The sequence below is a fragment of the Actinophytocola sp. genome, from assembly GCF_050699915.1.
Lineage (GTDB): Bacteria > Actinomycetota > Actinomycetes > Mycobacteriales > Pseudonocardiaceae > Actinophytocola.
This window is the reverse complement of sequence record NZ_JBOHGA010000195.1, coordinates 1-11,923: the sequence shown is the minus strand read 5'-3', so window position 1 is coordinate 11,923 and position 11,923 is coordinate 1. Positions and strand designations below refer to the sequence as shown.

13 protein-coding genes and 1 pseudogene are annotated in these 11,923 nt (G+C 71.1%); 5 read left to right on the top strand and 9 right to left on the bottom strand.

The window, feature by feature from the left end:
• The 5 genes and pseudogenes from ACRDSK_RS26420 to ACRDSK_RS26400 form a co-directional block, all read right to left on the bottom strand.
• Positions 1-115: pseudogene (locus tag ACRDSK_RS26420) on the bottom strand (23S rRNA (guanosine(2251)-2'-O)-methyltransferase RlmB); the annotation flags it as partial.
• 1 nt (position 116) lies between these two features.
• On the bottom strand, positions 117-1,499 hold the full coding sequence (gene cysS, locus ACRDSK_RS26415; RefSeq protein ID WP_431443992.1) for a cysteine--tRNA ligase: 1,383 nt from the start codon (positions 1,497-1,499) through the stop codon (positions 117-119).
• A gap of 33 nt (positions 1,500-1,532) precedes the next feature.
• The gene (gene ispF / locus ACRDSK_RS26410) at positions 1,533-2,000 is read right to left on the bottom strand and encodes a 2-C-methyl-D-erythritol 2,4-cyclodiphosphate synthase (protein ID WP_431443991.1); all 468 of its coding nucleotides are present in this window, start codon (positions 1,998-2,000) and stop codon (positions 1,533-1,535) included.
• Positions 1,997-2,689, bottom strand: coding sequence for a 2-C-methyl-D-erythritol 4-phosphate cytidylyltransferase (ispD, locus tag ACRDSK_RS26405; RefSeq protein WP_431443993.1), 693 nt, complete (start codon positions 2,687-2,689; stop codon positions 1,997-1,999). Before ispD ends, ispF begins: the two co-directional genes overlap by 4 nt.
• A 21-nt stretch (positions 2,690-2,710) precedes the next feature.
• Positions 2,711-3,202, bottom strand: coding sequence for a CarD family transcriptional regulator (locus ACRDSK_RS26400; RefSeq protein ID WP_075129788.1), 492 nt, complete (start codon positions 3,200-3,202; stop codon positions 2,711-2,713).
• A gap of 298 nt (positions 3,203-3,500) precedes the next feature.
• Here ACRDSK_RS26400 and ACRDSK_RS26395 point away from each other — a divergent pair, with 298 nt between their 5' ends.
• Positions 3,501-4,214, top strand: coding sequence for a hypothetical protein (locus tag ACRDSK_RS26395; protein ID WP_431443990.1), 714 nt, complete (start codon positions 3,501-3,503; stop codon positions 4,212-4,214).
• 43 nt (positions 4,215-4,257) lie between these two features.
• The gene (gene radA / locus ACRDSK_RS26390) at positions 4,258-5,646 is read left to right on the top strand and encodes a DNA repair protein RadA (RefSeq protein ID WP_431443989.1); all 1,389 of its coding nucleotides are present in this window, start codon (positions 4,258-4,260) and stop codon (positions 5,644-5,646) included.
• Positions 5,647-6,003: 357 nt separating this feature from the next.
• Here the strand turns inward: radA and ACRDSK_RS26385 are convergent, their stop codons facing one another.
• Together ACRDSK_RS26385 and ACRDSK_RS26380 are read right to left on the bottom strand one after the other, a co-directional pair.
• A complete protein-coding gene (locus ACRDSK_RS26385; RefSeq protein WP_431443988.1) occupies positions 6,004-7,263 on the bottom strand; it encodes a cytochrome P450 in 1,260 nt (419 codons plus the stop codon).
• A 106-nt stretch (positions 7,264-7,369) separates the two neighbouring features.
• Entirely contained in the window at positions 7,370-7,585 is a 216-nt protein-coding gene (locus ACRDSK_RS26380) for a hypothetical protein (RefSeq protein ID WP_431443987.1), read from the bottom strand.
• 189 nt (positions 7,586-7,774) lie between these two features.
• On the opposite strand from ACRDSK_RS26380, the gene ACRDSK_RS26375 reads away from it, so the two are divergent.
• Together ACRDSK_RS26375 and ACRDSK_RS26370 are read left to right on the top strand one after the other, a co-directional pair.
• The gene (locus tag ACRDSK_RS26375; protein ID WP_431443986.1) at positions 7,775-8,713 is read left to right on the top strand and encodes an ATP cone domain-containing protein; all 939 of its coding nucleotides are present in this window, start codon (positions 7,775-7,777) and stop codon (positions 8,711-8,713) included.
• Positions 8,710-9,678: an HD domain-containing protein gene (locus tag ACRDSK_RS26370; RefSeq protein WP_431443985.1), complete on the top strand. Its 969-nt coding sequence runs from the start codon at positions 8,710-8,712 to the stop codon at positions 9,676-9,678. Before ACRDSK_RS26375 ends, ACRDSK_RS26370 begins: the two co-directional genes overlap by 4 nt.
• A gap of 4 nt (positions 9,679-9,682) precedes the next feature.
• Here the strand turns inward: ACRDSK_RS26370 and ACRDSK_RS26365 are convergent, their stop codons facing one another.
• Together ACRDSK_RS26365 and ACRDSK_RS26360 are read right to left on the bottom strand one after the other, a co-directional pair.
• A complete protein-coding gene (locus tag ACRDSK_RS26365) occupies positions 9,683-10,936 on the bottom strand; it encodes an RNA polymerase sigma factor (protein ID WP_431443984.1) in 1,254 nt (417 codons plus the stop codon).
• On the bottom strand, positions 10,936-11,304 hold the full coding sequence (locus tag ACRDSK_RS26360) for a YciI family protein (RefSeq protein WP_431443983.1): 369 nt from the start codon (positions 11,302-11,304) through the stop codon (positions 10,936-10,938). Before ACRDSK_RS26360 ends, ACRDSK_RS26365 begins: the two co-directional genes overlap by 1 nt.
• 181 nt (positions 11,305-11,485) lie before the next feature.
• Here ACRDSK_RS26360 and ACRDSK_RS26355 point away from each other — a divergent pair, with 181 nt between their 5' ends.
• The gene (locus ACRDSK_RS26355; RefSeq protein WP_431443982.1) at positions 11,486-11,875 is read left to right on the top strand and encodes a DUF6401 family natural product biosynthesis protein; all 390 of its coding nucleotides are present in this window, start codon (positions 11,486-11,488) and stop codon (positions 11,873-11,875) included.
• The last annotated feature ends 48 nt before the right edge of the window (positions 11,876-11,923 follow it).

Sequence of the window (11,923 nt, the reverse complement as noted above, 5' to 3'; positions counted from 1 at the left end):
GTGTCGGGCCCTTGCCCTCCAGGCCCTTGCGGGCCTGGCCGCCGGACCCGGCGACCGCGCCCTTCTTCGTGCCGGTCTTGCGCACCGCGCCCCTGCGCTTGGAGTTCCCCGCCACGTCAGCTGTCCTTAAATGTCCACTGTGGTCCATCGGGGGTGTCCTCGACGGTGATCCCGGCGGCCAGCAGCCGATCCCGGACCGAGTCCGCGGCGGCGAAGTCGCGGGTCTTGCGTGCCTGCTGGCGCTGCTCGAGCAGCTCGCCCACCAGTGCGTCCAACGCGGCCGTCGCCGAGCTGTCAACTGTGGACGACGGCCACTCCGCCGGGTCGAGGCCCAGCACGGACAGCTGCGCGCGCACTGTCGCGGCGGCCGAGCGGGCCGCTTCGTCGTCACCGGTGTCCAGCGCCGTGAAGCCCGCCCGCACGGTCGTGTGCACCGCGGCGAACGCGGCCGGCGTGCCGAGGTCGTCGTCGAGCGCCGCGGTGAACTCCGGGCCGACCGAACCCGGCTCGACCGACCCGGTCCGCCCGGTGACCTTGCCCAGGAACGACTCGATGCGCTGGTATGCCTTCACCGACTCGGCGAGGGCCTCCGGCGAGTACTCGATCGTCGACCGGTAGTGCGGCGCCACCAGGTAGTACCGCAGCTCCTGCGGCCGCACCTTGCGCACCATCTCCGGGATCGACACGACGTTGCCCAGCGACTTCGACATCTTCTCGCCGGCCATGCCGACGATCCCGTTGTGCAGCCAGAACCGCGCGAACTCGTACCCGGCCGCACGCGACTGCGCGAGCTCGTTCTCATGGTGCGGGAACACCAGGTCGAGTCCGCCGCCGTGGACGTCGAACTCGTCACCGAGGTAGGTCAGCGCCATCGCCGAGCACTCCAGGTGCCAGCCCGGCCGGCCCGGCCCCCACGGCGTCGGCCACGACGGCTCGCCCGGCCGCGCGCCCTTCCACAGCGTGAAGTCCCGCGGGTCGCGCTTGCCCTCGCCGGCCGACTCACCCTGCTGGACCTCGTCGACCTTCTGTCGCGACAGCGCGCCGTACTCCGGGTACGAGGCGACCGAGAAGTACACGTCGCCGGCCGCCGCGTAGGCGTGGCCGCCGTCGATCAGCCGCCGCATCATGTCGATCATCTGCGTGACGTGCCCGGTGGCGCGCGGTGCGATCGTGGCCGGCAGCGCGCCGAGCGTGGTGTACGCGTCCTCGAACTCGCGCTCGAACCGTGCCGCCCACGCCCACCACGGCGTGTCGTGCTGGGCCGCCTTGGCGAGGATCTTGTCGTCGATGTCGGTGACGTTGCGCACAAGCGTGACGTCGAACCCCTGATGGGTGAGCCAGCGACGTAAGACGTCGTAGTTCAGCGAGCTCCGCACGTGCCCGATGTGCGGCGGCCCCTGCGGAGTCGGCCCGCACACGTAGATCGACGCCGTTCCGTTCCGCACGGGGTGGAACTCCCGCACGCTCCGGCTCGCGCTGTCGAACAGGTGCAGACTCACGGCATCTCCTGGCTCGGGGGTCAGAGGAGAAGCCTAGTCGCGGACTAGCAGGCAGGCGGTCGCGACCGCCGCGACGCCTTCGCCGCGTCCGGTCAGGCCGAGCCCGTCGGTCGTCGTGCCCGACACCGACACCGGCCCGCCGACCGCCTCCGAGAGGACCAGCTCGGCCTCCGCGCGCCGCGTACTGATCTTGGGTGCGTTGCCGATGACCTGGACCGCGGCGTTGCCCAGCCGGTAGCCGGCCGCCTCGAACCTGGCCCGCACCTCGGCGAGCAGCTCGACGCCGTGCGCGCCGGACCAACGTGTCGCACCGGTGCCGAACACCGCGCCGAGGTCGCCCAGCCCGGCCGCGGACAGCAGCGCGTCGCACAGCGCGTGCGCGGCGACATCCCCGTCGGAGTGTCCGGCGCAGCCGTCGACCCCATCCCAGTGCAGCCCCGCGAGCCAGCACTCCCGGCCGGCCTCGCGCGGGTGTACGTCGGTCCCGATGCCCACTCTCACCGGCCGAACACCGCCTCGGCGACCGCGAGGTCGAACGGTGTCGTGATCTTCAAGGCCGCCGGGTGCCCGGGCACGGTCGACACCGGCACGCCGATGCGCTCGACGAGCCCGGCGTCGTCGGTGTGGCTGCCTGTCGTGTCGCCGTCCGCCTCGTAGGCCCGGCGCAGCACGTCGAGCGCGAAGCCCTGCGGGGTCTGCACCGCCCGCAGGTCCGCCCGGTCGACGGTGGCGGTGACGATCTCGTTCGCGTCCACCCGCTTCACGGTGTCGGCGACGGGCAGCACGGGCACCACGGCGGGTGCGCCGGCGGCCACGGCGGCGGTCACCGCGCACACCAGCTCCGGGGGAGTGAACGCGCGGGCGGCGTCGTGCACGAGCACGATCGAGATGTCCGGCGACTCGCCGAGCGCGGCTGCCAGCGCCAGCCGTACGGACTCGGTACGGTCTGCGCCACCGGGCACGACCAGCGCCTTCGCGCCGCCGTCGGCCAGGGCCGCTCGCATGGTGTCCACATAGGACGATGGGGCCGCGACGACGACACGCCGCACGCAACCCGCGTTGAGCAGGCCGCGTACGGCGTGTACGACGAGCGGAACCCCATGGACCTGAACGAGCGCCTTGGGGTGGCGGCCACCGAGGCGTTCGCCTCGTCCCGCAGCGGGGACGAGCGCGACGGCGGCCGCGTCGATTCGGTTGTTGCTCAGGGCGGGCTAGACGGACGCCGTGGCGAGGACCTCGTCGAGGATGACCTCGGCCTTGCCCTCATCCGTGCCCTCGGCCAGCGCCAACTCGCTGACGAGGATCTGCCTAGCCTTCGCGAGCATGCGCTTCTCGCCGGCGGACAAGCCGCGATCCTTCTCGCGCCGCCAGAGGTCGCGCACCACTTCGGCCACCTTGTTCACGTCGCCGGAGGCGAGCTTCTCGAGGTTGGCCTTGTACCGCCGGGACCAGTTGGTCGGCTCCTCGGTGTGAGGAGCACGCAGAACATCGAAGACTCGGTTGAGGCCCTCCTGGCCGACGACATCCCGAACACCGACGATCTCGGCGTTGTCTGCGGGGACGCGTACAGTGAGGTCACCCTGAGCGACCTTGAGGACGAGGTACTTCTTCTCCTCGCCCTTGATCACGCGGGTTTCGATTGCTTCGATGAGTGCGGCACCGTGGTGCGGGTAGACGACGGTCTCTCCGACCTTGAAAACCATGTGTCCTCTGCCCCTTTCGCTGTTCCCATCTTAACACGTGTCCAGGTGGAGGCGTAACGGACCCGCGATCGGTTCCCGCAGGTCAGTGGCACACTGGCCGGCGGTCCGGGGGTTGACAAAACCGCTGGCAACGTGCTGGATGCGTCCGAAGAGGAGCCCGCTCGGCCACCCCGCTCCTCCACAGTGGACGCCAGGTGCCGAACTCGGTTGTGCCGCCGGGCAGACCACTCGATCGAGGTGCCGCCGCGTCCCGCTACCCTTCGGCGTGAGTTGGCCTGCCCGAGGAAGGACCGCAATGGTGAGCCGTCGATCGACCGGACCGCTGCGCACGCTCCTGCCGGCGGTGGCTGTCGGTCTCATCGCCCTCGTCGTCGCAGGTTGCAGCGCCGGGCAGGTGACCCAGACCGACCAGATGCAGCCGGCGGTCAACGGGAACAAGGGCGACGTGGGGAACGTCGCACTGCGCGATGTCGTCATCGCATACCCGGAGTCGGGCTCCTACGACGCCGGCGACGACGCGCCGCTCACGCTCACGATCGTCAACATCGGCGGCGCGGACGACGAGCTCACCGCGGTGAGCAGCCCGGCGGCCAAGGAGGTCGAGCTGCTCGGCGACGTCTCGCTGCCCGGTCGCGCGGCGCTGCAGGTCGTGGTGCCGGACGAGTCGACCCCGTCCTCGGCCTCGTCGGCCACGTCGCCGGAGACCACCGAGTCCTCGCTGCCGGAGGAGTCGATCACCGAGCCGTCCGCGCCGGCCGCGACCGGATCGCGGAACCCCGACGTGTCCTCCGAGGCGCCGGAGTCGACGCCCGAGGTGACCGGCACCGAGCTCGCGCCCCAGGAGGTCGGCACGCTGAGCATCGTGCTCACCGACCTGACCACCGACCTGCCGATCGGCCGCAACGTGCCGGTCACGTTCGTGTTCGCGGAGGCCGGCGAGATCACGCTCAACCTGCCGATCGGCGCGCCGGCTACCGCGCGGCCGGAGGCCACCGACTCCCACGCGGAGTAGCGCCTCCCCGTTTTTGTCGGTGCCCGCCCCTAGGTTTGGTCCCGTGGCGAAGAACACGCGATCGAAGGGGCCGGGCTACCGCTGTGCCGAGTGCGGGCACGAGTCCGCCAAGTGGTTCGGCCGATGCCAGGAGTGTCAGGCCTGGGGCACGCTCGAGGAGATCGGCGTCCCCCGGGCGGCGCTGGCCAAGATCGCCGCGGGCGTGCCGTCGGCTCCCGCGCGCCCGATAGCCGAGGTCGACATCGAGGCGGCACGGGCGCGGCGCACCGGGGTGTCGGAGCTGGACCGGGTGCTGGGCGGCGGTTTGGTGCCCGGCGCGGTCGTGCTGCTCGCCGGCGAGCCCGGGGTGGGCAAGTCCACGTTGTTGCTGGAGGTGGCGTTTCGCTGGGCTGCGCGGGACGGTGCGGCGGGGCCGGCGTTGTACGTCACCGGCGAGGAGTCGGCCGGGCAGGTTCGGCTGCGGGCCGAGCGGACCGGCAACGTGCACGAGTCGATGTTCCTTGCGGCGGAGAGCGACATCTCGGCGGTGATCGGGCACATCGACGAGGTCAAGCCGGGCTTACTGGTCGTCGACTCGGTGCAGACGCTCGGGTCGACGGAGATCGACGGCACGCCGGGCGGCGTCACGCAGGTCCGGGCGGTCACGGCGGCGCTGGTGGCGCTGGCGAAGGAGCGCGGCCTGCCGGTGGTGCTGGTGGGTCACGTCACGAAGGACGGCGCGATCGCCGGCCCGCGCGTGCTGGAGCACCTGGTCGATGTCGTGCTGCACTTCGAGGGCGACCGGCACACGACGCTGCGCATGGTGCGCGGGGTCAAGAACCGCTTCGGCCCGGCGGACGAGGTCGGCTGCTTCGAGCTCGTCGACGACGGCATCCTCTGCGTGCCCGACCCGTCCGGCCTGTTCCTGAACCGGCGCGACGTGGGCGTGGCCGGCACCGCGGTCACCGTTGCGGTGGAAGGAAAGCGGCCGTTGCTGGGCGAGGTGCAGGCGCTGGTCTCGAAGTCCGCGCTCGGCACGCCGCGCCGCGCGGTCAGCGGCCTGGACTCGGCCCGCGTGGCGATGGCGCTGGCCGTACTGGAGCGGCGGGGCGGGATCCGGCTGGCCGAGCACGACGTCTTCACGGCGACGGTCGGCGGCATGCGCATCCACGAGCCCGCCGCCGACCTGGCTCTGGTGTTGGCGGTCGCCTCCGCTGCTCGGGACATCCCCTTGCCGCCGGATCTGGTGGTGATCGGTGAGGTTGGGCTGGCTGGCGAGGTGCGGCGGGTCGCCGGAGTCAAGGCGCGGTTGGCGGAGGCCGGTCGGCTCGGGTTCACCAAGGCCTTGGTGCCGCCCGATGCCGGGGTGATTCCGGAGGGGATATCGGCTGTGGTTACGCCGAATCTCGGCGCTGCGCTACAGGCGCTGTACGCGAACGCGGTCGTCGACTGATCGGGTTTCGGGGGAGGGGGAGAAGGAGGGCGGGGGCCGGGGCGTGGGGGCGCCTTGGTTGGTGGCCTTGGTTCCGATTGTTTCGCGGGTGCGGTTGGGTTGGTGGACGGGCCACTTTGCTTTGGGCGGGGTCGCCTAACGCCTTCCTCCTTTCCTTCTTCCTTTCTGCCCTGCCTGACCTTGTTCTACTTGGCTCTCGCCGTGCGGACCCTGTTTATTGGGCACCTTGTCTCTCTGCGAGCAGCGCATGCGCGTTCGCCTGCCGGCCTCGGTTGGTCGGCCTCTCGTTCTGCGCGGCAGTCTCTTGGTCTCTCGCCCTGCCACGGCTCGCCCGCGCTGCCCCCGCTTCTCCCTTCTTTAGTCCAGGAGGACTGGGAGGCGGTCCAGGCCGTAGACGATCGAGACCTTGCGGAAGTTCAGGTCCTCGTCCGCCAGGCGCATCGAGGGGAAGCGGCGGACCAGGGCCGGGTATGCGGCTCGTAGTTCCATCCTCGCCAGCTCCGCGCCGATGCAACGGTGCACGCCGTAGCCGAAGGCCAGGTGCTGCGTCGCCGGGCGGGTGGGGTCGACTCGCTCCAGGTCGGGGCCCAGGGTTGGGTCTCGGTCGGCGCCGGAGAGGGAGACCACGACCACGTCGCCCTTCGTGATCTGCTTGCCCGCCACCGTCATGTCTTCTCGGGCGAACCTGGGGAACGCCACCTGCACGACAGTCAGATACCGCAGCAGCTCCTCGACGAAGTCGTGCACCGTGGCGTCGTCGTCGTGGATGAGCTTGAACGAGTCCTTGTCCTGCAACAACACCAGCGCACCCAGCGCCAGCATGCTCGCGGTCGTCTCGAAGCCACCGGTGAGCACGCCGTCGGCCAGGCCGGCCAGCTCGATGTCCTCGACCTGGTCGCCGTGTTCCTTGATGATCATGCCCAGGAGGCCGTCGCCGGGGTCGTCGCGTTGCTTCTTCACCACGCCCAGTAGGTACTGCAGCGACTCGGAGATCGCGCCCAGCGATGCGGTCGCACCGCCGAACAGGTCGAACCGGGCCATCGACAGGCGCTGGAAGTCGCCTCGATCTTCGTACGGCACGCCCAGCAGCTCGCAGATCACCAGCGACGGGATCGGCAGCGCGAACTCCTCGACGAGATCGACCGGACCGTCCGCGGCGGCCATCGCGTCGAGTCGCTGCTCGATGATCGCCTTGATGCCCGGCGTCAGCCGCGACAGCCGGCGCATCGTGAACTCCGGCGTCAGCAGCTTGCGCAGCCGCGTGTGCTCGGGCGGGTCCGCGAAGCCGAGCCCGCCGGGGCTGTGGCTCTCCGACGCCCCGTGCTCGCCCACCAGGTTCGCGAAGTCGTTGCTGTACCCCTTGGCGTTGCCGAGAACGGTCTTCGCCTCCGCGTGCCCGGTCACCAACCACACGTTGACGCCGAATGGTATGTTGATCTTACTGACCGGCTCGGTCGAACGCGCCTCGCCCAGCTCCGGCACCGGGTCGAGGCCGTCGCGCTTGAGTGGCATCAGCGCCGCCTCCGGCAGCAGCGCCACCTTCGACAGGTCGAACCCCTTGCGCTGCGCGCGCGCCAGGTACCAGCGCGTCACCAGCCCGACTACTCGCGACTTCATCCTCATCACAAACCCCCTAACTCCTACGCCGCGAGACTATCCGCACGCCGGGAACGGGCGGTCGGACCGGTCGTGGACGAGCGGCCACGACCGGCCGAACGCCGGGTCAAGAGAACACGTGGACGATGAGCTCGGCCAACTTCCAGAGGCCGGCGAGCACCGCGGCCGCGGCGCCGGCGACCAGGCCCGCCGCGAGCTGCTTCATGCTCCATTTGACGCTGTGCCGGATCTTCTCGCGCCAGGTGGGCGCGGTCCTGCTGCCTGAGACGGGTTCGCCGCCGACCTGAGGCTCTTGGTCGTGGTTCGGGAGGGGTGCCACCATGACGTCGCTCCGTGCTCGCTGCCTGGTGTTCGGTGCCACTGGCTGCCGTAAGTCAAGGCTGGCATACACAGTGGCATGCCACAATGACGATGGGCGAGAGCTTTAACTGCCATATATATACGTCCTCTCCGGCAGGTTGCACATGTGGCAGTCTTGCCAGCGCGGTGGCTGGCGCGCATACTCCACGTCATGTCTGAGTTCGCCTGCCCTACCTGTGGCGCGGACACCCGGGTGAGTCGCACGTTCAAGACCTCGAACATGATCAGGCGGACCCGGACCTGCGTGAACGCCACGGAGCGGCACTCGTTCGAGACGTGGGAGACGGCCGCGTCGGCCGACTACCTCGTCGAGCGACGCTCCGGCCGCATCGAGCCGTTCGACCAGCGCAACGCACTCGAGCAGAGCATCCGGCTGGCGACCGCGGGCAAGATCCAGGGCGAACGGGCCACCGCGTTGGCCCGCGCCGTGATGGCACGCCTGGACATGAAGCCGATGACCCCGGTGTCCACCGAGGAGATCGGGCTGGCCGTGATCGACGAGCTCGCCGACCGGACGCCGCCCGGCGCGCTGCGGTTCGCCACGATCTTCCTCAGCGCGCGGGGCATCGTCGCCTCCCCGGAGGAGCTGCTGGAGTGGCTCGAGGGCCGGTACCCGAGCTCGAGCGAGCCGGCGCCGCTGTCCGGTCGGCCGTCCGGCGTCGTGAAGCGGCCGCGGGGCGACCACGCCGGCGTCTGGATCGAGGACTTCGAGATCCGGAAGCTGTGGCGGGGCATCCTGATCTGCACGCACGGCCTGGTCCCGGAAACCGAGGCGAGCAGCCGCACCGACTGGACTCCGGACATCTTCGTGGGCGCGATCGTCGCGGCCGTGCTCGAGCGGTTGCACGGCCAGCAGCTGGTGACGAGTGGGCAGATGTCCGGCGTCGTCCTGGAAGTGCTGCGCGCGGTGAGCCGGTTCGGGTTCATGCGGTACTCGATCGTGGCCAAGCGCTACGAGCGGAAGAAGTACTTCGTCGAGGAGCTGCGGGCGCTCATCGAGTACCCGAGTCCCAAGTTCGACCTCGACGAGTACTTCGACCGGGGCGTCGCCATCGCCGACGAGGTCGCGAAGCTGCGAGCCCCTCGATGACGCGCGGCACGCGCCCCTGGGAGGCGACCGACCTCGGGCCCCGGTTCGGGCCCACGGCACGGCTGACCGGGCCCTGTCCTCTTCGCGTCGAGCACTCCGGGGTCGAGCGCCACCAGGGCGACCTCGCTCGCGTGCGGGACACCGACGAACTGGCGAGGCTGGACGGCATCGGTCAGGTCTTCACCGGGCCCGGCCCGGGCTACACCTCACGGCTCACCCACAGCGTCGAGGTGTCGACGATCGCCGCGCGGCTCGCCGACGGCCTCAACCTGTCCACCTCCCTCGCGGCGGCCATCGGCCTCGCGCACGACTGCGGGCATCCGCCGCTCAGTCACGTGGGTGAGGAGATCGTCGCGTCCTTCTCGCCGACGTTCAGCCACGCGTCCTACGGCGCCGAGCGACTCGCCGCCTCGGCGAACCTCTCCCCGGACGTGTTGGACGGCATCCGAAACCACTCCTGGTCCTGTCCCAACCCGGCGACCCCGGAAGGCGAGCTGGTGCGGTGGGCGGACCGCATCGCCTACCTGGCGCGCGACTTCGCGGACTCGGTGACGCTCGGGCTGGCCGAGTACGCCGACCTGCCGCCGCGGGTGGCTCGCGAGCTCGGTCATGGCCGCGACGAGCAGGTCGCCGCGCTGGTCGACAGCGTGGTCACGACCAGCCGCCGGTACGGCGTCGTGTCCATGGGAGAGGGCCCGGCGCGTGCGCTCGCCGAGTTCCGGCGCTTCAACCTGCTCAACTTCTATCGCAGCGACCTCGTCATGTGCCAGGCGATCGTCAACGCCGAATGCCTGCGCGCGGTCATCGCGGACCTGCTGCGCGGCGACCGGGTCGAGACGATGGTCGAGCAGGTGCTGGCGCTGACCGACCTCGACATCGCCCGGCGCAGCCGCAGCGGCGTGCAGGTGCCGTCCGTGCGGCCGATCGCGCGGTCGATCGCGCGGCCGAGCTCGCTGGCCAGCTAGCCACTCACCGCAGCCGGGCGGCCTTGGCCTCGAGGTAGCGCTGTTCCGGCAGGCTCACCGTCGCGCGGGCGGCGCGGCCGTACGCCTCGCGGGCCGCGGGCAGGTCGTCCGCCAGCTCCAGCAGATGCCCGCGGACCGCGTCCAGCCGGTGGTGGCCGGCGATCCGCTTGTCGCCGGCGAGCGAGTCCAGCAGGTCGAGGCCGGCCCGCGGGCCGTGCACCTGTGCGGTCGCGATCGCGCGGTTCAGCGTCACCATCGGGTTCGGCGCCAGTCGGTCGAGGATCCCGTACAGCACCAGGATCTGCGCCCAGTCGGTCTTCGCCGTGCTCGCGGCCTCGGCGTGCACGGCGGCGATGGCGGCCTGCAGCTGGTACGGGCCCAGCGCCGCCGTCGCCATCGTGCGCTCGATCAGCTCCGTGCCCTCGCGGATCAGGTCGGCGTCCCACCGCGCGCGATCCTGCTCGGTCAGCGGCACGAGCGCGCCGTCGGACGTGGCGCGGGTGGCTCGCCGCGAGTCGGTGAGCAGCATCAGCGCGAGCAGGCCCGCCGCCTCCCCGGCCGGCGAATCGTCGGCCGACAGCAGGCGGTGCACCTCGCGGGTCAGCCGGATCGCCTCAGCGGTCAGCTCGACGCGCTGCAGGTCGGGGCCGGACGTGGCGGTGTAGCCCTCGTTGAAGATCAGGTACAGCACGTGCAGCACGACCGCGAGCCGCTCGGTCCGGTCCGCGCCGGCGGGCATCGCGAACGTCGCGCCGGCCTCCTTGATCTTCTGTTTGGCCCGGCTGATCCGCTGGGCCATCGTCGTCTCCGGCACCAGGAACGCGGACGCGATCTGGTCGGTCGTCAGGCCGCCGACCGCGCGCAGGGTCAGCGCGACCTGCGACGGCGCCGACAGCGACGGGTGGCAGCAGAGGAACAGCAGCGTGAGGGTGTCGTCGACGTGCTTGTTCAGCTCCTCGGCCGGCGACGGCGTGATCAGCTCGTGGTACGGCTGCGCGACCGCGACCGCCGTCTCGCGCCGGCGGCGGGCGGACTCGCTGCGCCACTGGTCGGTCAGCCGCCGGCCGGCCACGGTGACGAGCCAGCCGGCCGGCTCGGCGGGCACGCCCTCGGCTGGCCACTGCAGGGCCGCGGCCAGCAACGCCTCCTGGACGGCGTCCTCGCACGCGTCGAACTGGCCGTGCCTGCGCACGAGCACGGCGAGGACCCGCGGCGCGAGCGTGCGCAGCAGGTCCTCGACCGTCCTGGTACCGGTCATCACATGTCGAACCCGGCCTCGAACATGATCGGTCGGATCTCGATGGCCATGCCGTTGATCTTCGCGTCCGGGATCTGCTGGGCGAGCTCGACCGCGCGCTCCTTGGACTCCACGTCGACCATGTAGTAGCCGCCCATGAACTCCTTCGCCTCGAGGTACGGCCCGTCGGTCACGGCCGGCACGCCGCCGGTGCCACGCACGGTGACCGAGTTGCCGGGGTCGGCGAGCGCCTGGGTGGCGATGAACTCGCCGGACGCCTGGATGCTCTTCATGAACCCCTCGTGCCCGTTCCCGACGGCGTCGCGCTCCGCCTCGGTGAGCGCCTCCAGTGCGGCCGGGTTGACCTGCATGATCAGCAGGAACTTCATCGCTGTCTCCTTGTCGTCTCCGCGGCCCCTCGCGGGCCGGCGGCACGAGCAAGTCGGACCCGCCGGCCGGCACTCGACATCATTCTCCAGAGATGTGGTTGTGGTGCGGATCACTCTCCATCGGGCGTGGCTGCCACGCCGTGTTACACAGGGTCGGGCTTCGACACGAGTGGGTGATGAGTTGGGGGTACGCCGTCTGGAGCGGTCGGCACGGCGAGTGCTCGACGGGCTGCACGAGCAGGTCGGCACGGTCGGCCTGGCCGCGGCGGCCGCGATCCCGGGGCTGGGCGCGATGGTCGATCAGCACGCGGCGTCGGTGCGCGACATCCTGACGACCGGAGTCGAGACGAGCGCGGCGGTGGCCGGCACGGTCCTGCTGGCCGGCTACGCGCAGGGCGTGCTCGACCACCTGCGGGAGAGCGGCGTGCCACTGCGCGCACCGGCCGACGTGCTGGGTTGGCTGCACGCCGACTGGGCCGGCGTGCGCCTGCTCGCGGTGTGCGCACTCGCCAAGGACCTCCGTCCCGGCCACCGCATGGGCGACACGGACCACCTGCCCTCGCTGGCCTGACCGCCCGGGCACGGACAGGCCGCGACGGCCGGGCGCCCAGCACCGGCC

Excerpts from the sequence above, each read along its gene's own strand:
- ACRDSK_RS26400 (WP_075129788.1), bottom strand. The coding sequence starts at position 3,202 with ATGGTTTTCAAGGTCGGAGAGACCGTCGTCTACCCGCACCACGGTGCC.
- ACRDSK_RS26385 (WP_431443988.1), bottom strand. The coding sequence starts at position 7,263 with ATGAAGTCGCGAGTAGTCGGGCTGGTGACGCGCTGGTACCTGGCGCGC.
- ACRDSK_RS26380 (WP_431443987.1), bottom strand. The coding sequence starts at position 7,585 with ATGGTGGCACCCCTCCCGAACCACGACCAAGAGCCTCAGGTCGGCGGC.
- ACRDSK_RS26375 (WP_431443986.1), top strand. The coding sequence starts at position 7,775 with ATGTCTGAGTTCGCCTGCCCTACCTGTGGCGCGGACACCCGGGTGAGT.
- ACRDSK_RS26370 (WP_431443985.1), top strand. The coding sequence starts at position 8,710 with ATGACGCGCGGCACGCGCCCCTGGGAGGCGACCGACCTCGGGCCCCGG.
- ACRDSK_RS26365 (WP_431443984.1), bottom strand. The coding sequence starts at position 10,936 with ATGACCGGTACCAGGACGGTCGAGGACCTGCTGCGCACGCTCGCGCCG.
- ACRDSK_RS26360 (WP_431443983.1), bottom strand. The coding sequence starts at position 11,304 with ATGAAGTTCCTGCTGATCATGCAGGTCAACCCGGCCGCACTGGAGGCG.